Origin of the sequence: Pseudomonas sp. GM50, from assembly GCF_000282375.1 — a bacterium.
In the GTDB taxonomy this organism is placed as follows: Bacteria; Pseudomonadota; Gammaproteobacteria; order Pseudomonadales; family Pseudomonadaceae; genus Aquipseudomonas.
On sequence record NZ_AKJK01000144.1, the window covers coordinates 1 to 19,608 of the forward strand.

19 protein-coding genes are annotated in these 19,608 nt (G+C 59.8%); 9 read left to right on the plus strand and 10 right to left on the minus strand.

Annotation, left to right across the window (positions count from 1 at the left end; all coding sequences use genetic code 11):
* The coding region (locus PMI30_RS00755; RefSeq protein ID WP_008015070.1) for an acetolactate synthase 3 large subunit at nt 1–1,483 on the minus strand (1,483 nt) is incomplete at its 3' end.
* Between the two features lie 400 nt (nt 1,484–1,883).
* On the opposite strand from PMI30_RS00755, the gene PMI30_RS00750 reads away from it, so the two are divergent.
* The gene (locus PMI30_RS00750; protein ID WP_008015072.1) at nt 1,884–2,306 is read left to right on the plus strand and encodes a DUF4124 domain-containing protein; all 423 of its coding nucleotides are present in this window, start codon (nt 1,884–1,886) and stop codon (nt 2,304–2,306) included.
* 6 nt (nt 2,307–2,312) lie between these two features.
* Here the strand turns inward: PMI30_RS00750 and PMI30_RS00745 are convergent, their stop codons facing one another.
* The 3 genes from PMI30_RS00745 to mrcB are packed head-to-tail and all read right to left on the minus strand — an operon-like array spanning nt 2,313 to nt 5,714.
* A complete protein-coding gene (locus PMI30_RS00745; RefSeq protein WP_008015074.1) occupies nt 2,313–2,648 on the minus strand; it encodes a YqcC family protein in 336 nt (111 codons plus the stop codon).
* Nucleotides 2,648–3,379, minus strand: a complete 732-nt coding sequence (locus PMI30_RS00740) for a tetratricopeptide repeat protein (RefSeq protein WP_008015076.1) — start codon at nt 3,377–3,379, stop codon at nt 2,648–2,650. The genes PMI30_RS00745 and PMI30_RS00740 overlap by 1 nt, the downstream gene beginning before the upstream one ends.
* A 16-nt stretch (nt 3,380–3,395) precedes the next feature.
* Nucleotides 3,396–5,714: a penicillin-binding protein 1B gene (gene mrcB / locus PMI30_RS00735; protein WP_032836309.1), complete on the minus strand. Its 2,319-nt coding sequence runs from the start codon at nt 5,712–5,714 to the stop codon at nt 3,396–3,398.
* 118 nt (nt 5,715–5,832) lie between these two features.
* Here mrcB and PMI30_RS00730 point away from each other — a divergent pair, with 118 nt between their 5' ends.
* From PMI30_RS00730 to PMI30_RS00720, 3 genes are all read left to right on the plus strand, one after another.
* Nucleotides 5,833–7,389, plus strand: coding sequence for a bifunctional aminoglycoside phosphotransferase/ATP-binding protein (locus PMI30_RS00730; RefSeq protein ID WP_008015078.1), 1,557 nt, complete (start codon nt 5,833–5,835; stop codon nt 7,387–7,389).
* A gap of 91 nt (nt 7,390–7,480) precedes the next feature.
* Nucleotides 7,481–7,825 (plus strand): pentapeptide repeat-containing protein, encoded by a 345-nt coding sequence (locus tag PMI30_RS00725; protein WP_008015079.1) that lies wholly within the window; start codon nt 7,481–7,483, stop codon nt 7,823–7,825.
* Nucleotides 7,826–8,068: 243 nt separating this feature from the next.
* Nucleotides 8,069–8,341, plus strand: a complete 273-nt coding sequence (locus PMI30_RS00720) for a TfoX/Sxy family protein (protein ID WP_007902045.1) — start codon at nt 8,069–8,071, stop codon at nt 8,339–8,341.
* A gap of 268 nt (nt 8,342–8,609) precedes the next feature.
* Here PMI30_RS00720 and PMI30_RS00715 read toward each other — a convergent pair whose 3' ends face one another.
* Genes PMI30_RS00715 through PMI30_RS00700 form a run of 4 tightly spaced genes read right to left on the minus strand, consistent with a single transcriptional unit; the run spans nt 8,610 to nt 12,168 of the window.
* A complete protein-coding gene (locus PMI30_RS00715; protein WP_008015080.1) occupies nt 8,610–9,473 on the minus strand; it encodes a ChaN family lipoprotein in 864 nt (287 codons plus the stop codon).
* 21 nt (nt 9,474–9,494) lie between these two features.
* Nucleotides 9,495–10,262, minus strand: a complete 768-nt coding sequence (locus PMI30_RS00710; RefSeq protein WP_008015081.1) for a heme ABC transporter ATP-binding protein — start codon at nt 10,260–10,262, stop codon at nt 9,495–9,497.
* Nucleotides 10,262–11,245: a FecCD family ABC transporter permease gene (locus PMI30_RS00705; protein ID WP_177318866.1), complete on the minus strand. Its 984-nt coding sequence runs from the start codon at nt 11,243–11,245 to the stop codon at nt 10,262–10,264. The genes PMI30_RS00710 and PMI30_RS00705 overlap by 1 nt, the downstream gene beginning before the upstream one ends.
* A gap of 50 nt (nt 11,246–11,295) precedes the next feature.
* Complete coding sequence (locus PMI30_RS00700; protein WP_008015084.1) at nt 11,296–12,168, minus strand: heme/hemin ABC transporter substrate-binding protein; 873 nt, start codon at nt 12,166–12,168, stop codon at nt 11,296–11,298.
* 163 nt (nt 12,169–12,331) lie between these two features.
* Between PMI30_RS00700 and PMI30_RS00695 the strand changes: the two genes are divergently transcribed.
* Entirely contained in the window at nt 12,332–12,649 is a 318-nt protein-coding gene (locus tag PMI30_RS00695) for a Rieske (2Fe-2S) protein (protein WP_008015087.1), read from the plus strand.
* Here PMI30_RS00695 and sfsA read toward each other — a convergent pair.
* Nucleotides 12,646–13,359, minus strand: coding sequence for a DNA/RNA nuclease SfsA (gene sfsA, locus PMI30_RS00690; RefSeq protein WP_008015089.1), 714 nt, complete (start codon nt 13,357–13,359; stop codon nt 12,646–12,648). The genes PMI30_RS00695 and sfsA overlap by 4 nt on opposite strands.
* Nucleotides 13,359–14,531: a pyridoxal phosphate-dependent aminotransferase gene (locus tag PMI30_RS00685; protein WP_008015090.1), complete on the minus strand. Its 1,173-nt coding sequence runs from the start codon at nt 14,529–14,531 to the stop codon at nt 13,359–13,361. The genes sfsA and PMI30_RS00685 overlap by 1 nt, the downstream gene beginning before the upstream one ends.
* A 334-nt stretch (nt 14,532–14,865) precedes the next feature.
* On the opposite strand from PMI30_RS00685, the gene dksA reads away from it, so the two are divergent.
* The 4 genes from dksA to PMI30_RS00665 all read left to right on the plus strand — a co-directional run bounded on the left by dksA (nt 14,866) and on the right by PMI30_RS00665 (nt 19,601).
* Nucleotides 14,866–15,306, plus strand: a complete 441-nt coding sequence (dksA, locus tag PMI30_RS00680) for an RNA polymerase-binding protein DksA (protein WP_007902025.1) — start codon at nt 14,866–14,868, stop codon at nt 15,304–15,306.
* A 206-nt stretch (nt 15,307–15,512) separates the two neighbouring features.
* Nucleotides 15,513–16,409, plus strand: a complete 897-nt coding sequence (gene gluQRS / locus PMI30_RS00675; RefSeq protein ID WP_032836311.1) for a tRNA glutamyl-Q(34) synthetase GluQRS — start codon at nt 15,513–15,515, stop codon at nt 16,407–16,409.
* A gap of 77 nt (nt 16,410–16,486) precedes the next feature.
* On the plus strand, nt 16,487–16,663 hold the full coding sequence (locus PMI30_RS31180; protein ID WP_003176118.1) for a hypothetical protein: 177 nt from the start codon (nt 16,487–16,489) through the stop codon (nt 16,661–16,663).
* Nucleotides 16,647–19,601: a sensor histidine kinase gene (locus tag PMI30_RS00665; protein ID WP_008015095.1), complete on the plus strand. Its 2,955-nt coding sequence runs from the start codon at nt 16,647–16,649 to the stop codon at nt 19,599–19,601. The genes PMI30_RS31180 and PMI30_RS00665 overlap by 17 nt, the downstream gene beginning before the upstream one ends.
* Nucleotides 19,602–19,608 lie beyond the last annotated feature (7 nt).

Consider the following 19,608-nt stretch of genomic DNA (forward strand, 5'->3'; position numbering starts at 1 on the left):
GGCGGCTGCCATAACTCATGTCCTGCCACTGGCGAACCATACCCAGTACACCGTTATTCAGAATGACGATCTTCACCGGCAAACCGTATTGCAGGCAGGTCGACAGCTCCTGAATGTTCATCTGGATGCTGCCCTCGCCCGTTACGCAGGCGACGTCGTCATCCGGGAAGCTCAGCTTGATGCCCATGGCCGCCGGAAAACCGAAGCCCATGGTGCCCAGGCCACCGGAATTGATCCAGCGGTTTGGCTTGTTGAACGTGTAGTACTGAGCGGCGAACATTTGGTGCTGACCCACGTCGGAGGTCACAAAGGCGTCGCCCTTGGTCACTTCGCACAGGGTTTCGATCACGGTCTGTGGCTTGATGACGCTGCCGTCGCCCTTGTCGTAAGGGAACAGGCCACGGTCACCGCGCCACTCATCGACTTGCTTCCACCAGCTGGCAACGGACTCCTTGTTCGGGGTCTCGCCGATTTCCTTGAGGATCGCGACCATTTCGGTCAGGACACTCTCGACCGGACCGACGATAGGCACGTCTGCCTTGATGGTCTTGGAGATCGAAGCCGGGTCGATGTCGATGTGAATGATCTTGGCATTCGGACAGAACTTGGCCGGGCCGTTGATCACGCGATCGTCGAAACGTGCGCCGACTGCAAGGATGACATCGGCATGGTGCATCGCCAGGTTGGCGGTGTAGCTGCCGTGCATGCCGAGCATGCCAATGAACTGACGGTCGGTGCCAGGGTAGGCACCCAGGCCCATCAGGGTATTGGTCACTGGCAGGTTGAGCATCTTTGCCAGTTCGGTCAGCGGCGCGGAGCCACCACCGAGAATCACCCCGCCGCCTGCATAAAGCACAGGACGCTTGGCCGCCAGGAGCATTTCGGCTGCCTTGCGGATTTGCCCGGAGTGACCGCGAACGGCCGGGCTGTAGGAACGCAGCTTGGCTTTTTTCGGGAAGATGTATTCGAACTTCTCGGCCGGGTTGGTCATGTCTTTCGGGATATCGACAACGACCGGACCAGGACGACCGGATTGCGCCAGGTAGAACGCCTTCTTCATGACTTCCGGGATTTCCGACGCATGCTTGATCATGAAGCTGTGCTTCACGATCGGCCGGGAGATACCAATCATGTCGGTTTCCTGGAATGCGTCGGTGCCTACCATGGTGCTAGGCACCTGGCCGGAAATGATCACCATCGGAATGGAGTCCATGTAGGCCGTGGCAATACCGGTGATGGCGTTGGTTGCGCCCGGACCGGAAGTCACCAGTACCACGCCGGCTTTACCGGTGGCACGGGCATAACCGTCGGCCATATGGGTCGCAGCCTGCTCGTGACGAACCAGGATGTGGGTCACTTCCGGTTCTTTGAACAGGGCATCGTAGACATGAAGAAGAGCACCGCCCGGGTACCCGTAGATATATTTGACGCCTTCGTCACGCAAAAAGCGGACGAGCATCTCACCGCCAGATAAAAGCTCCACGTTGTTCACCTCTAAAACGCCAGAATACCGTCCACATACATGAGGACGGGTCTTAATAGGTTTACTTCTCGGCAGAGCATGAGCGACGGTGGTCGCCGACTACGTCAGCACTGACTGAGCAAGTATTGGGAACGTCCCAAGTGTTGCGGGCCTTTCCCACCCAGCGCGAGGTAACGCGTTGCGGGTGTAACAGGTCGGCGCGGATGTGCGCCTCATGATCTACCGAGTGGGTCTGCTTCTGGCAGTCCCTCTACAGCGGACTTTGGATTCTTCTGTTTCGCCCATCGCAAGTCAAGCCGTCAATGTGCTTTATTCGAACTAAGCGCATGAGAACGCAAGAAAAAACCTTTAAACCGCAACTGTGTTAGCTTCGATTGCGCACCCATGACAAGGAAATGGCATGCGAACGTTCTTCTTCACCGCCGGCTTGCTGATCAGCCTGAGCCCTTTGTGCATGGCGGGTCAGATCTATAAATGGGTCGATGCCCAGGGCGTCACTCATTTCGATGCGCAACCACCCCCAGGCCAGGAGCCCACCCTCGTGGTGACGCCCGCCCCGCCCGTCGGCAAACCGAGCGCGCCGCCGCGCAGCAACGTCATAGGCGATCAACGGGCTATCGACAACAAAGTGAAAAAGCAGGTCGCCGAGCAGCAAGACCAGCTAAAAGTATTCTGCGAACAGGCCCGAACGAACCTGGCTCAACTGCAGAATAATCCGCGACTACGGGAGGATGTCGAGGGTGAGATGCGCCGCCTGACCGACCAACAACGTCAGGAGCGCATCACCGAAGCACAGAAACAGATTGCGAAAAACTGCCAATAGAAGGAGTCAGCGGGAGGCGGTGATCAACAGATCGAACTCTTTGAGCAAGACCTGAAGCTGCCGGTCCTTGCCCTGGACGTTGCGGGCGGCGAAGACCATTTCGGCCATCTCCTGAATACCCGACGCGTTCGGCAAGGGCAGATCCTGCTCCAGGATCGCTTTCATGCGCGGCAGGAAAATCCATTGCAGCCATTGCTCGAAATCCAGCGTATCCACCGAAAATGGCTCGACACTGGATAGCGCGTCAGCAGACGGCGCGACTTCGTCCCACCAGCCCTGGACACGCAGTTCGCGCTCGATCAACAGCAACTGCTCGGCAATCTTCGGGAAGCGTGCATCCATCACAGCGAGACCTTGGCCTTCTGACGAGCCAACGCTGCACCGGCGGAGTCACCCTGCTTCTCACGAGCCTGGGCGATCAATTCCCACAGGCTGGCCTGAAGGGCCGGACGACCACTGGCGAACGTCAAACCACGACGAGCGAATTGCTCGGCCTGTGCCGCATCGCCTTGGGCCATACGCACCTGGGCCAGGCGATAAAGCACTTGCGGCTCACGCGGCGCGACACGTTGGGCGCGTTCCAGACTCGAAGACGCACCATTAAGGTCGCCGCTGGCCTGTTGCTGCTGGGCAGTGGTCAACAACGCCAGGACCGGGCCGTCCAGTTGCTCATCGGCAGACAGGCCGCCGGAACTCGAAGGAATCCCGCTCGGCGTCGACGGCATGCTGTAGCTGCCCTGATTGATCGGTGCAGACTGAACCGGCGAGGTATCGATCGGCCCCGGAGTGATCGGGCCTGGGGTAATCGGCGAAGTGCTGATCGGCGCCGAGGAAACCGCGCCACCACCCGGTACCATCACGACAACGCCAGTGTCACCTTGCGGGATCGCCTGAGTCTGGGCTTGTGCAGGACGTTTTACCGTCGTCTGACGGTAACCGCCATTCGCCTGTATCCGTTCACTGTTCGAAACGGCGCTGCCGGCATCCACAACCGGAATTGAACCACGCTGTACGGTGGAGCAGCCGCTGAGCAAAGCCACGACGGTCACCGCTGGAATCAACCACTTGTTCACTTGAAACCCTCTTCGCTTAATTCATCCAGCCCTTGACCCAATCCATCACCGATTCAGCAGGGCTTTCGCCACCGCAAGCAGCACCGGGAGGCGGTTCGCTGCCGCGAATATACGGCATCTGCACCGCGCCTGGGCAGCTGCCTTCAGAACCTTGCCCGGTCCGCGAATCGACCCAGGCCTGAACAATGTTGTCCGGCTGCGGCATGTCCAGCGGCAGCGGATCGGCCTTGCGCATGAAACTGGTCCAGACCTGCAACGCACCGGTGGCACCGGTGAACGGCGTCTTGCCGTTATCATCGCGCCCCAGCCAGACCACTGCCAGCAGATCCTGACTGAAACCGGCGAACCAGCTGTCCCGCGAATCGTTACTGGTACCGGTCTTGCCGGCCAGGGTCAGGGTTTTTGGTAACACGTTGTAAACCGAACTGCCCGTACCTTCACGCATGACCCGTTGCATGGCGCTCTGGATCAGGTAAATGGACGCCGGATCGAATTGCTGCTGAATCTGGAACGGATAACGCTTGAGCGGTTCGCCCTCGGCAGTCAGCACGCTGCGAATCCCGCGCATCGGCGTATTGAACCCACCATTGGCGAGCGTCTGGTACATGGTCGCCACTTCGATCGGGGTCATACCGCCGGCACCCAGCAACATCGACGGGAACGCCGGGAATTCCCGCGTCACACCCAGGCGCGCCAGGGTCTTCAAGACATTCGGTACGCCCACCGCCAAGCCAAGGCGCGCGGTCGACAGGTTGTAGGAATGCGCCAACCCTTGATACAGGAACACCGTACCGTGGGAACGGCGATCATAGTTCTGCGGTTTCCAGACCTGACCGTCCGCGCCTTTGACCGAGAAGTAGTCGTCCGACAGCCAACTGGTCAGCGTGTACTGGCTCGGCTTCTCAAGGGCTGTCAGATAAACCGCAGGTTTGATCAACGAGCCGATCGGTCGTACCGCGTCCAGCGCCCGGTTGAAGCCGGCAAAACTCGCCTGACGACTACCGATCATGGCCTGGACTTCGCCGGTTTCCGGGTTGGTCACGACCATGGCCGCCTCAACCTCATCGGAACCCTTGCGCCCGGACAGACGCTTGAACGTGTCATTGACCGATGCTTCGGCCTTCATCTGCAGGATCGGGTCGAAACTGGTGAAGATCCGCAGACCTTCTTCGGTCAAGTCTTCGTCGCGGTAGTCTTCGCGCAACTGACGTTTAACCAGGTCGAGGAAGCCCGGGAACGAGCTGTCGGCCAACTTGCCGCGAGTGGTCACACCCAGTGGCATTTTCTTCGCCGCCTCAACCTGCTCGGCGCTGGCAACGCCTTGTTCCGCTAGAACATCGAGCACCAGATTGCGCCGTTCCAGCGCCCGCTCCGGATTGCGACGCGGGTTGTAATAGGATGGCCCCTTGACCATACCCACCAGCAAAGCGACTTGATGCAGTTTCAGCTCGGACAATGGCTGCCCGAAGAAGAATTGGCTGGCCAGGCCGAAACCGTGCACCGCGCGCTGACCATCCTGGCCGACGAACACTTCATTGAGGTAAGCCTCAAGAATTTCGCGCTTGTCGTAATGCAATTCAAGCAACAACGCCATCATGGCTTCGGTGAGCTTACGGGTCAGGCTGCGTTCGCTGGTGAGGTAGAAGTTCTTGACCAACTGTTGCGTCAGTGTACTGCCGCCCTGGGTCATCTTGCCGCCCGAGGTGTTGACGTAGATGGCTCGGGCAATCGACTTCGGCGACACGCCCCAGTGGCTGTAGAAATCCCGGTCTTCTACGGCAACCAGGGTTTCGAGCAGGTACGGCGGAACCTGATCGATCTTGATCAGGATGCGGTCTTCAAGGTTTTTCGGGTAAATCCCGCCGATCAGCAGCGGCTCCAGTCGCACCACAGAAAGCTTCGAACCGTTGGTCGCCGAGAGCTCGGCCACATAATCGCCGGAGAACCGCACGCGCACGGGCTGAGCCGTCTCCATGCCTTCATAGAACTGGAAGCCCCGGGTATTCAAGTCGACGGTATTGCCATTGACCGCCGCCGCACCGGGGCCGTTGCTGACGGCTTCGCGTCGGTAGCCCAAGGCATCGAGCTCGGTGAGGAAGTCTTCCTTGCTCAGCTTTTGGCCAGTGAACAGTTCAAGCGGGCGCGCGTACACCTTGGCCGGAATGGTCCAGCGCTTGCCGGAGAACTTCTCCTGGACCACTGCGTCGAGGTAAACCGCGAACCCGGCAAGCACCACAAGGCCGACCAGGCTGAGTTTAAGGGCCCAGCCCAGCCAGGGGCGCATGCCTCTGGAAGGTGGTTTTTTTGGGGTGCGGGGGGATCGAGTTCGAGTCATGGCGGCGGATTATACGCACTTTATTCATACTCAACAGAAGCCCGCCGAGGTTTGCGTCGGGCGGACTTGCGGCCATAATGGCGGCCTTGAAATTTCCCCAGACTCTGAAGGATCGCCTGTGAGCCAGTCCCTGATCGCTGCCCTGCAAAACCCGGCCCTCTACCCGCATCCCGTAGAAGGGTTCCAGGTCATCGAGACCCATATTTCCTGGGTGCTGCTCACCGGCCCCTATGCTTATAAAGTGAAGAAGCCAGTGAATTTCGGTTTCCTCGATTTCACCAGCCTCCAGGCGCGCGAGCATTTCTGCGCTGAAGAGCTGCGCCTGAACCAACGCCTGACCCATGATTTGTATCTTGAAGTGTTACCGATTACTGGCAGCGCCGAGGCGCCACAACTGGGTGGCGAGGGCCCGGTTGTCGATTACGCCCTGAAAATGCGTCAGTTCCCACAAAGCCAATTGCTCAGCACCTTGCAAGCCAACGGCGAATTGACCACCACGCACATCGACGAGATGGCCGCGCAGATCGCCCAATTCCACCTCAGTGCGCCGAAAGTGCCTGCCGAACACGAAGCCGGCACGCCGGACAGCGTGATGGCACCGGTACGGCAGAACTTCGAACAGATCCGCCCGTTCCTCAGCGATAAGGCCGACCTGCTGCAACTCGATGCATTGCAAGCCTGGGCCGAAAGCAGCTTCGAACGCCTCAAGCCACTGTTCGCCCAGCGCAAGGCCGACGGTTTCATTCGTGAATGCCACGGTGACATTCACTTGGGCAACGCTACCGTGATCGACGGCAACGTGGTGATCTTCGACTGCATCGAGTTCAACGAACCGTTCCGCTTCACTGACGTTTACGCCGACACCGGCTTCCTGGCCATGGACCTGGAAGACCGTGGCCTCAAGAGCCTGGCCCGCCGTTTCATCAGCCAATACCTGGAGCTGACCGGCGACTATCAGGGCCTGGAGCTACTGAACTTCTATAAAGCCTACCGCGCACTGGTTCGCGCCAAGGTCAGCCTGTTCAGCATGCCCGCCGAGGCCGATCCGGTGCAGCGCGCCACTACTCTGCGTCAGTACCGCAACTACGCCAACCTGGCGGAAAGCTACAGCACCATTCCTTCGCGCTTCCTGGCAATTACCCACGGTATTTCCGCCGTCGGCAAGAGTCACGTGGCCATGCGCCTGGTGGAAGCCCTTGGCGCCATTCGCCTGCGTTCCGACGTCGAGCGCAAGCGTATGTTCGGCGAGCAAACCGTACCGAACGACCCGCAGGCCGGCATTTATAGTGCTGACGCCAGCGCTGCCACCTACAGCCGCCTGCATGAAGTTGCCGATGTCATTCTGCGTGCCGGTTTCCCGGTGGTGGTCGATGCCACGTACCTCAAGCGCGACCAACGCGACGGCGCGGCAAAAATCGCCGAAGCCACGGGTGCGCCGTTCCTCATCCTCGACTGCGAAGCACCGCAAGCGGTGATCGAGAGCTGGCTGAAGCAACGTCAGGCAGACAATAACGATCCGTCCGACGCTAATCTGGCCGTTATCGCCGCCCAGCAAGCCAGCCGCGAGGCCCTGACGCCTGCAGAAATCCTGTGCAGCAAACGCGTCCAGACCAATGAAAGTGGCACGCTCGATACCGTCGTTGCGCAGATTCGCCAACGTCTGCCAGGTCTGTAAGAAACTATTTCAACCGTGAAGCCTTCATCGGCTTCACGGCTGTCAAATAGTGGCACTATACTGGCGCCATAAAACCATCAGGTGATGTGACATGAGCCAGCCGAAACTTCTCGACACCCCGCTTTATGCCTTGCTGCACAAAGACGACATCACAGGCTTTAACAACGAACGCCCGAAAGACGGACCTATCGACATGGTCGGTGGCGACTTCCGTGGTCTCGATCTGCGTGAACTGAACGCCGACGGCGTCGACTTCACCGATGCCTATTTCCGCTCTGCCGACTTGCGCGGCATCGACTTTCGCAACGCTTCCCTGGAAGGTGCGAGCCTGGCCCACGCGCAGATCTCCGGCGCCTACTTCCCGCCAGAGCTGAGTGCCGATGAGATTCTGATGTCGATGAATTTCGGTACGCGACTGCGTTATCGCACCCGCTAAAAGCGACGTTCTACCAGGTCCGGCGCCCCTGCTTTGCGCTGGACTCTGTACTTTTTTTCTACCCTGAAACTCAATCCTCCGCCCTTCTTCCGACTGCACTCGCAGCATTTTCACGCCCCTTCTTGAGCCTGTTTCTTAGAAGCTTTTGCGTCGAAACCGACCAAACAATCACGCTTTTCCTACTGATGGCTACACTGCTGAGAGGCTCGCCCACGCACCGTTCGGCTGTCGCAAGGAGGCTTGATGAATGATGAACTGCAACACCTGAAAAATCTTGGCAAGACGTCGGCGCAATGGCTGCACGCCGTGGGCATCCACAGTGCCTCGGACTTGCGTCGGCTGGGAGCTGTGGATGCTTATCGGGCCGTGCGCACGCGCGGTTTTCGGGCTTCCAAGGTGTTGTTGTATGCGATCGAAGGCGCACTGATGGATGTTCACTGGAACGACATTCCCGCCGAACGCAAGGAAGCCCTGAACAAACAGCTGGACGCTATCTCGTCACGCCACAAGATTTGAACGGGTAATTACGCTTACGCACACAGCCTGAAGACCAATGATTGCAGGGCCTTCACCAAGGGAACTGGTGAGATCCACAGAAATTGAAAATCAGCGGTTGACTTGGTAATGAGAATCGCTATGATTATCACAACTGGTCGCGAGACTGGTCGATATTCTGAAAAGCCCTTGGTTCGGACTCTCAGATTATCTCCTCATCAGGCTAATCACGGTTATTTGACCCGGCTCTTGCCGGGTCTTTTTTTGCCTGTGGAAAACTCGACAGGTTTTACTGCCCTGACTGCTTGCCGAACTGTTTACGCATTTGCGCGCAGTAATCCTGCGGTGGCGTGGCGGGCGTATACCAGACGTAATCGGCCATGGCCGGAGTGACCTCAGCGCCCTGCTCCGCCAGCATCAATACCATCGGCGCTTCGGGCTCATCCAGATCCAGCACATGGATCGGCACCCCCACATCCTTACGCGCGTGGTACGCGCCGGCAAACAGCAGTGAAGGCGTTGGTGCGGCCAGTAATCGCTCGGCCATCCGCCTATCACGCTGCTGCTGGACGGCCAGCATCGCGGGCATTTGCGATGTGGGCAGCAAGCCACAATGGGAATCGCTGATTTGTGCCAGCAACGTCTCTTTGACCATCGGGGCGTTGGAACGCGAACCGCTCAATGTCGGCGGTTTGGCATAGACAGTACGGATTTCAAGCGTATCCAGATTGGCCGCCAGCAACGGGTACGGCTGAGTCAGGGCAAAACCAACGATCGGCCCGTACAGACTCCACTCCCAACCCGGTTGCCAGGCCAATGCATTGGGCAAGTCAGCGGGTAGCGGTGAAGAGTGCTTAACGTGATCGACTCGCATTTGTTGATCCGGCGTGAGCATTTCCAGCAGTAGACTGCCTTGGGGCCGCCGCTCACCCAGCGCCTGTAATAACCACAATTGCAGTTGATGGTGATCACGATTGTCATGCTGCTCGCCGACGATCAACCGTGAAGGCTGGGCTAACCGTGCAAGCAGTTCCTGTGCTGTCAGTGTTTGACCGCTGCGCAAGTCCCGGATCTCGCCGCTGACCGGTGGTGGCACCGGCACATGCTGGCAGGCACTCAGTAACAGCACAGCCAGGATCACCATCACACGCATGTTCTCACCTCGATGAAATGCTCAGCGGGCGATGATCAGCGGATGCCCACGCTCCGGGTGCGGCTGCACCAGTACTTCCAACCCGAACACAGCCTTGAGCGGTTCCGGGCGCAGCACCTGCTCCGGCGTATCCAGCGCCACGGGACGCCCACCTTCGAGCAGTAACAGACGATCACAATAGCGTGCCGCCAGGTTCAGATCATGCAGGATCACCAGCACCGCAGCGCCACGATCGGCGAATTCGCGCACCGCTTGCAGCGTGGTGTGTTGATGCAGCGGGTCGAGCATCGATGTCGGCTCATCGAGCAACAATGTTTGCCCCGCCTCCCCCGGCCAGAGCTGCGCCAACACCCGCGCCAGATGCACCCTCTGACGCTCACCGCCAGACAACGCCAGATAGCTGCGTCCACTCAGGTGCCGCGCATCAGCCGCGTGCAGCGCGGCGGCGACGATTTCGTCATCCCGGACCCGGCCGCTTTGATAAGGCAAACGGCCCATGCCGACCACTTCTTCGACGCGAAAGGCAAAATCCAGGGTCGACACCTGCGGCAACACCGCCAAACGCTGGGCTCGCTGCGCCCCGGCCCAATGACTCAGCTCGCGCTCATCGAGCCAGACACTGCCGTGGTCCGCAGGCAATTCGCCGCAGAGGGCACCGAGCAATGTGCTTTTGCCAGCCCCGTTGGGGCCCAGCACGCCGAGGACTTCGCCCGGTTTAAGCTCAAGGGTGATGTCGGTGAGAACAATCTTTCGACCGCGGCGGATTTGCAGGTTCTGCGTTCGTAACATCAGGCACGCCCTCTGAGCAGTAGATACAGAAAGAACGGTGCGCCGATGAAGGCCGTGACGATCCCGATCGGCAACTCGGCCGGCGCCAGGGCCAGTCGCGCAACCAGATCAGCAAACAATAAGAGACTGGCGCCCGCCAATACCGACGCCGGCAACAGCACCCGATGATCGGGGCCGGCCAGCAACCGCACCAGATGCGGCACCACCAGGCCGACAAACCCGATCATCCCCGCTGCCGCTACCGCCGCGCCGACGCCCAGTGCCGTGCAGAACACCAGTTCGCGCTTAAGCCTTTCGACATCGATGCCCAGGTGTCCGGCCTCCGACTCCCCGAGCAACAATGCATTCAAGGCCTTGGCCCGACGCGGCAACCACAGCGCCACACCGATGCTCACCAGTAGCAACGGCCAAAGTCGCGAATAACTGGCGCCGTTAAGGCTGCCCAGGTTCCAGAACGTCAAGGTGCGCAGGGTCGCGTCATCCGCCAGATAGGTGAACAACCCTACCGCCGAGCCGGCCAGGGCAGTCAATGCAATACCGGCCAGCAGCATGGTGGCGACGTTGGTCTGGCCATTGCTCCGCCCCAGTCGATAGACCAGCGCCGTTACACCCAGCCCACCGAGAAACGCGCACACCGACAACAGATAAGGCCCGAAGGATTCAGGCAGACCGCCGAACACCGAACCGCCGACAATCGCGATCGCAGCGCCCAATGCCGCGCCACTGGAGACCCCCACCAATCCCGGATCGGCCAGCGGATTGCGAAACAGGCCCTGCATCGCCACGCCGGACAGCGCCAGTACGCCCCCCACTGCCAAGCCCAGCAAGGTTCGTGGCAAGCGAATCTGCCCAAGGATCAGCTCGGCCTGCTCCAGCCCATCGGGAGCGATCGGTACACCGATCAGCCGCAACGCCGCACGCAAGGTATCGAACAACGGCAAACTCACCGGCCCCAGCGCCAAAGACAACCAGATCGCCAGCAAACACAACAGGCTCAGGCCAATGAATAGCGCACGGGGTTTAACCAGAAAAGTCATTGGCCGGTCGTACCGGGATAGAACTCGTCAGACAGCCTGATCAGACTTTCCGGCAACCGTGGCCCCAGCCCCCCCACCAACAACGTCGGGTCCAGCTCCATGACTCGCCCGTCCTTGGCCGCGCGGGTGGACGAGAGGATCGGATTCTCCTTGAACAGCGCCGCCCGCGCCGCATCGCCCGTCAGCGCACGGTCGGCAAACACCAGCACTTCGGGATTGAGACTGGCCAGGGACTCTACGGAAAACGGTTTGTAGCCAGTATGGGTTGCCAGATTGTGGCCACCGGCCTGTTGCAGCAACCAATCGGCGGCGGTGTCTTTACCGGCAATCAAGGGTTTGCCGCCCGCGTGGCCCAACAGCAGCAATACGCCCGGTGCTTTATGTTTGAGTTGCGCCTGACTGACCCGCGCTTGTTGCTGATCGAGTTGCTGTTGATAAGTCAAAAACACTTGCGAAGCCCGATCTTCAGCCCCCAGCAATTTGCCCAAATGCTGCAAGTTACCCTGCAATGTGGGCAAATCTGGCTGGGTCGAGAACAGTTCGACCTGAACGCCCGCGCTGCGAATCTGTGAAAGTACCGGTGGCGGGCCCATTTCTTCGGTGCCCACCAGAATCTGCGGGCGCAGACTCAGGATGCCTTCTGCCGAGAGTTGCCGTTGATAGCCGATGCTCGGCAGTGCCTTCAACGAATCGGGATGCTGACTGGTGGTATCGACACCCACCAGTTTCGACTCACCGCCCAGTGCGCTGACCCATTCCGACAAGGCACCACCAGCACTGACCCAACGTTGTGGCAACTCGGTTGCCAAAGCCTGGTGGCTGACGAGCAGTCCGACACAGAGCGCAGCAACGCGGGTACTCAGGCGCATAAACAGCTTCCTTTAAAGGGTTTCCCGGGCATCGAGATGACAAGCCAAGTATCCTCGGCATCCGGCAATCGCCCCGTGGGTGAGCGGCCATTTGATAATTGTTTGCATTTGAACGTCAAGCTCGGACATATCTGGTCACGAGCTGTGGGATTTGAGGATAGACATGAAGCTTCTTTGCACAGGCGTCGAATTGGCTGACGCCAGCAGTCGCGGTTTCGACGTCGACGGTCAGAAGCTCCTGGCCGTGCGCCGGGGTGGCCGGGTGTATGTGTATGAAAATCGCTGCCCGCACCGGGGTGTCGGACTGGAATGGAAGCCCGACCAGTTTCTCGACCCCAGCAACAGCCTGATCCAGTGCGCCACCCACGGCGCATTGTTTCTGATCGAAGACGGCGAATGCGTCGCCGGCCCGTGCGCCGGGCAATCCCTTACAACCATCCCCTGCCACGAAGACGAGCAAGGGATCTGGGTCACGCTCTAACCGTTTAACAGCACTTCCAGCCGCCGATCGACCACCATCTCTTCGTGGGTCAAGTGCACGCCATACGCCAGCACTTCGACCCCGCACGCCACCGCTTCGCGTAACGCCGCCGCGTAGGCCGAATCGATTTCTTCGGCAGGACGCACGGAGTCGATGCCGGTCAGATTCACGCAATACAACTGCACGGCACGAACCCCGTCCCGGGCCAAATGCGCCAACTCCCGCAAATGCTTGGCCCCGCGCTGGGTCACCGCATCGGGAAACGCCGCCACCAACGAGCCATCGAAGCCCAGGGTGACGCTTTTGACTTCCACATACGCTGGCCCGCTCGGGTAGTCGAGACGGAAATCGATGCGACTGTTTTCCTGACCGTAGGCCACTTCGCGCTTCAGTTCGGTAAAGCCGTTCAGCTCGGTGATGACATTGGCCCGCAACGCCTCCTCGATCAAACCGTTGGCACGCCCGGTGTTTACGCAGAACAACCGCCCTTGCGGGGTTTCCCCGACTTCCCAGGTGCCGGGCAATTTACGTTTGGGGTCGTTGGAACGACTGAACCAGACCTGCCCGCCTTCAACCTGGCAATTGAGCATCGAACCAGTATTGGGGCAGTGGATGGTCAGCAACTCGCCGCTAACGGTTTCGATATCGGCGAGAAAACGTTTGTAGCGACGAATCAAGCGACCTTCTTCGAGGGGAGGATGAAAGCGCATCAGCCTTGCCAGCTCTTCAAACCGCGAGCGATCCGTTCGACCGCTTCTTGCAAGCGTGGAAGACTCTGGGTGTAGGCAAACCGCACATGATGCCCGGCCTGATAACGACCGAAGTCCAGGCCCGGCGTAATCGCCACGTGCTCGGTTTCGAGGAAATGTCGGCAAAACGCGAAGGCATCGCCGCCGAACTTGCTGATATCAGCGTACAAGTAGAAAGCGCCTTCCGGCTCTACGGCAATACCGAAGCCCAATTCACGCAGGGCTGGCAGCAGGAAATCACGACGTCGTCCGAACTCGGCGCGGCGCTCCTCGAAAATTTGAATAGTGGCGGGTTCGAAGCAAGCCAATGCAGCGTGCTGGGCCATGCTCGGCGCGCTGATGTAGAGGTTCTGGGCGAGTTTTTCCAGCTCACCGACCGCCGCTTCTGGCGCTACCAGCCAACCGAGGCGCCAGCCGGTCATGCCGAAATACTTGGAAAAACTATTGAGGACGAAGGCGCTGTCGTCGACTTCCAGCACGCTGGCCGCGTCCGTGCCGTAAGTCAGGCCATGGTAGATCTCGTCGACCACCAAGTGGCCGTGGCGGGCCTTGATCGCTGCAGAGAGCCCGGCCAACTCGTCGCGGGTCAGGATAGTCCCGGTCGGGTTGGCCGGCGATGCCACCAGGGCGCCGACGCTATCGTGGTCCCAATGACGCGCAACCAGGTCCGGGGTCAGCTGATAACGCACGTCCGGGCCGACCGGCACCAATTGCGCCGCGCCTTCCACCAACCGCAGGAAGTGCCGGTTGCACGGGTAACCCGGGTCTGCCAGCAGCCAATGCTTGCCTGGGTCTACCAGCAAGGCACTGGCCAGCAGCAATGCGCCTGAACCGCCGGGCGTGATGAGAATTCGTTGCGGATCGATGTTCAGCCCGTAACGTTGCTGATAAAAGCCCGAAATGGCTTCACGCAGCTCAGGGATGCCGCGAGCGGCGGTGTAACGAGTCTTCCCCGCCGTCAGCGCGGCCTGGCCGGCCTGGATGATCGGCTCGGCGGTGGTGAAGTCCGGCTCGCCGATTTCCAGGTGAATCACGTCGTGGCCGGCTGCTTGCAGCTCGTTGGCCCGCGCCAGCAGGGCCATAACGTGAAATGGTTCGATAGCGCGACTGCGCGCACTGTAGGACAGAGCCATTAGCCTTCCTTACAACGGGGAAAAGAATCGATTCTACCCAAGCGCAGGAACGAGCGAGAACCTAAAGCGGTCAGAGCCCATATAACGCTGGTCTCAAACGGTTCAAGCGTATGCTCCAGGTTTGACTAAAATCAATAATTGATCAGGTCTCCAGAGCCACCAGGCAAGGCTTTGCAATCTTTTGCAAGCGCCACGGGCCGCGGGCTCGACATCCGGGAGTAGCGCGGTCCGATTTGATCTGGTAAGTTCGCCCGCTTGCAGCCGCAGGGCCGGCAGGTGTCGGTGATGGAGCAATCCTGCGCAATGGATTACAAGAGTAGAGGCGGTCCATTTCATGCCCACCCAAGCAAAGCAGCAAAATCAGTCGATCAGCGGCTTCGAACCCTACAAAGAAGTGAAGGGCGAAGAGTACATGGGCAAGCCCATGCGCGCTCACTTCACCAAGATCCTGAACAAGTGGAAACAGGACTTGATGCAGGAAGTCGACCGTACTGTTGATCACATGAAAGACGAAGCGGCCAACTTTCCTGACCCGGCAGACCGTGCCAGCCAGGAAGAGGAATTCAGCCTCGAATTGCGCGCCCGCGACCGCGAGCGCAAGCTGATCAAGAAAATCGACAAAACACTGCAATTGATCGAAGACGAAGAATACGGCTGGTGCGAGTCCTGCGGCGTCGAAATCGGCGTCAAGCGACTGGAAGCCCGCCCTACCGCCGACATGTGCGTTGACTGCAAGACCCTGGCGGAAATCAAGGAAAAGCAAGTCGGCAAGTAATTTTTGCGACTTGAACGAAGAACGGAGCGTGCGAACGCTCCGTTTTTTGTTTCTGACATTTGCTGATTTGTTGCGTCTTTAAAATTGCCTTCGCGAGCAAGCTTCGCTCCTACAAAGGCAGCGCAATTTCCTGTAGGAGCTGAGCTTGCTCGCGAAGGCGGCTTCAAGCCATGCTCAAAACGATTGAACAGCCTGACATCGCCCTTATGACCGTCATCGCCTCCCCCGCCTACATCGGGCGTTTCGCCCCCACACCCAGTGGGCATCTGCACTTCGGTTCGCTGGTCGCAGCGTTGGCCTCGTACCTCGACGCCCGTTCGGTCGGCGGCCACTGGCTGGTGCGCATGGAAGATCTCGATCCGCCACGGGAAGAGCCTGGCGCTCAGGCGGCGATTCTCAAGGCGCTGGAAAGCTACGGGTTCGAGTGGGATGGCGACATGGTCCGACAGAGTGACCGGCACGCGGCCTATGACGAAGTCATCAATCGCCTGTTCAATCAGGGCCTGGCCTACGCTTGCACCTGTTCGCGCAAGCAATTGGAGCCGTATCACGGCATCTATCCCGGGTTCTGCCGCAACGCGGGGCACGGCACCGAGAACGCGGCGATCCGCCTGCGTGTACCGGAGCTGGAATACCACTTCATCGACCGGGTGCAGGGCGAATTCCGTCAACACCTGGGCCGGGAAGTCGGTGATTTCGTGATCCGCCGTCGCGACGGGCTCTACGCCTATCAATTGGCGGTGGTGCTGGACGACGCCTGGCAAGGCATCACCGATATCGTGCGCGGCGCCGATCTGCTGGATTCCACGCCGCGCCAGCTCTATCTGCAAGAACTGCTGGGCCTGCCGCAACCGCGCTACCTGCACATCCCGCTGATTACCCAGCCGGACGGCCACAAACTCGGCAAATCCTATCGCTCGCCGCCGCTGACTGAAGATCAGGCCACGCCGCTGTTGCTGCGCGCATTGCGGGCGCTGGGGCACAAACCCGCGACCGAACTGAATGACGCCACGCCACGGGAAGTGCTGAACTGGGGGATTACCCACTGGGATGCATCGCTGATCCCGCGCACACTGACGTTGCCTGAAGCGCAACTGCAGTGATGCCACTTGCAGTGGCGCGCCCATCCGTTACCATCGCCGCACGTTTTCGGGCACGCGCATAAAAAAGAGAGGCCGGGATGTACATCTATCGCTTGGTCCTGCTCCTGGTAGTGGGGATTTATCTGTTCTCCCCGGCCATCATGGATTGGTGGATCGACGCCACGGGCGCTTGGTATCGCCCTTATTTGCTCTGGCTGATTCTGATTGTCGTGACCTTCATCCTGCAGAGCCAAAAAGATGCCGATGAGCTTTAGCCTGACCCAGATGATCCTGATCAGCGCCGCGTACCTGGCGGTGCTGTTCGGCGTGGCCTGGATCAGCGAACGGGGGATGATCCCGCGGGCGATCATTCGCCACCCGCTGACGTACACCCTGTCGCTGGGCGTCTACGCCAGTGCCTGGGCGTTTTACGGCACGGTGGGCCTGGCCTATCAGTACGGCTACGGTTTTCTGTCCAGCTACCTCGGGGTTTCCGGGGCCTTTCTGCTGGCGCCAGTGCTTTTGTACCCGATCCTGAAAATCACCCGCACTTATCAACTCTCGTCCCTGGCCGACTTGTTCGCGTTTCGCTTCCGCAGCACCTGGGCCGGCGCACTGACGACAATTTTCATGCTGATCGGCGTGCTGCCGTTGCTGGCGTTGCAGATTCAGGCAGTGGCCGACTCCATCAGCATCCTCACCCGCGAGCCGGTGCAGCATCGCGTGGCCCTGAGCTTCTGCGCACTGATTACCCTGTTCACGATTTTCTTCGGCTCACGCCACATCGCTACCCGCGAGAAACATGAAGGCCTGGTGTTCGCGATTGCCTTCGAGTCGGTGATCAAACTGATCGCGATTGGCGGCGTCGGTCTGTATGCGCTGTATGGCGTGTTTGATGGCCCGCAGCAGCTGGAACTGTGGCTGCTGCAAAACCAGACCGCCCTCGCCGCCCTGCACACGCCATTGCAGGAAGGCCCGTGGCGCACGCTGCTGCTGGTGTTCTTCGCCTCGGCGATTGTGATGCCGCACATGTACCACATGACGTTTACCGAGAACCTCAACCCGCGCTCGCTGGTCAGTGCGAGCTGGGGTCTGCCGCTGTTTCTGCTGTTGATGAGCCTCGCGGTGCCGCTGATTCTCTGGGCCGGGCTGAAACTCGGCGCCACGACCAATCCGGAATACTTCACCCTGGGCATCGGCATCGCCGCCAACAACAAAGCCCTGGCGCTATTGGCCTATGTCGGCGGATTGTCAGCGGCCAGCGGTTTGATCATCGTCACCACGCTGGCGCTCTCCGGGATGGCGCTGAACCATCTGGTGCTGCCGCTCTATCAGCCGCCGGCTGAAGGCAATATTTACCGTTGGCTGAAATGGACCCGCCGGGCGCTGATCGTCGCGATCATTATGGCCGGTTACGGTTTCTACCTGATGCTGGGTGCCGAGCAGGACCTGGCCAACCTCGGCATCGTCGCCTTCGTCGCCACGTTGCAGTTCCTGCCGGGGGTGTTGTCGGTACTGTACTGGCCGACCGCCAACCGTCGCGGCTTCATCGCAGGCCTGCTGGCGGGGATTCTGGTGTGGATGGTGACTATGCTGCTGCCGCTGGTCGGCAATCTGCAAGGCTTCTACATTCCACTGCTGAACATGATTTATGTGCTGGACGACACCAGCTGGCACATGGCAGCAATCGCCTCGCTGGCCGCCAACGTGCTGATGTTCACGCTGATTTCGTTGTTCACCAATGCCAGCCCCGAAGAGGCCAGCGCCGCCGAAGCCTGCGCGGTGGACAACGTTCGCCGCCCGCAACGCCGCGAACTGCACGCGGCCTCGCCCCAGGAATTCGCCACGCAGCTTGCAAAACCATTGGGTGCCAAGGCTGCACAGAAGGAAGTCGAACAGGCCCTGCGTGACCTCTATCTGCCGTTCGACGAGCGCCGGCCGTATGCCTTGCGTCGTTTGCGTGACCGTATCGAAGCCAACCTTTCCGGCCTGATGGGCCCGAGCGTGGCGCAGGACATGGTCGAAACCTTCCTGCCCTACAAGGCCGGTGGCGAAAACTACGTCACCGAAGACATCCACTTCATCGAAAGCCGTCTTGAGGATTACCACTCGCGCCTCACCGGTCTTGCCGCCGAACTCGATGCCCTGCGCCGCTACCACCGCCAGACCTTGCAGGAACTGCCGATGGGCGTGTGCTCGCTGGCCAAGGATCAGGAAATCCTCATGTGGAACAAAGCCATGGAGGAGCTGACCGGGATTGCCGCGCAGCGTGTGGTCGGTTCACGCCTGAGCACCATTGCCGACCCTTGGAAAGAGCTGCTGCAAGGCTTCATCAATCTGCCGGACGAGCATTTGCACAAACAGCACCTGGCCCTCGACGGTCAGACGCGCTGGCTGAACCTGCACAAAGCGGCAATCGACGAGCCGCTGGCGCCGGGTAACAGCGGCCTGGTGCTGCTGGTGGAAGATTTGACCGAAACCCAGATGCTCGAAGACAAACTGGTGCACTCCGAGCGCCTGGCCAGTATCGGTCGACTGGCGGCCGGCGTGGCCCATGAAATCGGCAACCCGATCACCGGCATTGCCTGTCTCGCGCAAAACTTGCGCGAAGAGCGTGAAGAAGACGCCGAACTCACGGAAATCAGTGGGCAGATCCTCGAGCAGACCAAACGCGTGTCACGCATCGTTCAGTCGCTGATGAGCTTCGCCCATGCCGGCAGTTATCAGCACAGTGACGAGCCCGTCTGTCTGGCGGAAGTGGCCCAGGATGCCATCGGCCTGCTGGCCTTGAACCGGCGCAATTTCGAAGTACAGTTCTATAATCTGTGCGATCCCGACCACTGGGTCGAAGGTGACCCGCAGCGGCTCGCCCAGGTATTGATCAACCTGCTCTCAAACGCCCGCGACGCCTCGCCTCCGGGCAGTGCGGTACGAGTCAAGAGCGAAGCCGGCGAACACACGGTCGATCTGATCGTCGAAGACGAAGGCAGCGGTATCCCCTCGAGCATCATGGACCGATTGTTCGAACCTTTCTTCACCACCAAAGACCCTGGCGAAGGCACCGGTCTGGGCCTTGCACTGGTCTATTCCATCGTTGAAGAGCATTATGGACAAATCACCATCGACAGCCCGGCTGATGTTCAAAGCCAACGCGGCACCCGTATCCGGGTAACTTTGCCGCGTCATGTCGAAGCGACGTCCGCTGTGAACTGAGACCGTC

Coding starts and splice junctions, on each gene's coding strand:
- PMI30_RS00715 (WP_008015080.1), bottom strand. CDS start 9,473: ATGCGTGTGATGGTGATCCTGGCTGTGCTGTTACTGAGTGCCTGCCAG.
- mrcB (WP_032836309.1), bottom strand. CDS start 5,714: ATGACTCGAACTCGATCCCCCCGCACCCCAAAAAAACCACCTTCCAGA.
- PMI30_RS00720 (WP_007902045.1), top strand. CDS start 8,069: ATGAATGATGAACTGCAACACCTGAAAAATCTTGGCAAGACGTCGGCG.
- PMI30_RS00745 (WP_008015074.1), bottom strand. CDS start 2,648: ATGGATGCACGCTTCCCGAAGATTGCCGAGCAGTTGCTGTTGATCGAG.
- gluQRS (WP_032836311.1), top strand. CDS start 15,513: ATGACCGTCATCGCCTCCCCCGCCTACATCGGGCGTTTCGCCCCCACA.
- PMI30_RS00710 (WP_008015081.1), bottom strand. CDS start 10,262: ATGTTACGAACGCAGAACCTGCAAATCCGCCGCGGTCGAAAGATTGTT.
- PMI30_RS00750 (WP_008015072.1), top strand. CDS start 1,884: ATGCGAACGTTCTTCTTCACCGCCGGCTTGCTGATCAGCCTGAGCCCT.
- PMI30_RS00695 (WP_008015087.1), top strand. CDS start 12,332: ATGAAGCTTCTTTGCACAGGCGTCGAATTGGCTGACGCCAGCAGTCGC.
- PMI30_RS00725 (WP_008015079.1), top strand. CDS start 7,481: ATGAGCCAGCCGAAACTTCTCGACACCCCGCTTTATGCCTTGCTGCAC.
- PMI30_RS00665 (WP_008015095.1), top strand. CDS start 16,647: ATGCCGATGAGCTTTAGCCTGACCCAGATGATCCTGATCAGCGCCGCG.
- PMI30_RS00700 (WP_008015084.1), bottom strand. CDS start 12,168: ATGCGCCTGAGTACCCGCGTTGCTGCGCTCTGTGTCGGACTGCTCGTC.
- PMI30_RS00685 (WP_008015090.1), bottom strand. CDS start 14,531: ATGGCTCTGTCCTACAGTGCGCGCAGTCGCGCTATCGAACCATTTCAC.
- dksA (WP_007902025.1), top strand. CDS start 14,866: ATGCCCACCCAAGCAAAGCAGCAAAATCAGTCGATCAGCGGCTTCGAA.
- sfsA (WP_008015089.1), bottom strand. CDS start 13,359: ATGCGCTTTCATCCTCCCCTCGAAGAAGGTCGCTTGATTCGTCGCTAC.
- PMI30_RS31180 (WP_003176118.1), top strand. CDS start 16,487: ATGTACATCTATCGCTTGGTCCTGCTCCTGGTAGTGGGGATTTATCTG.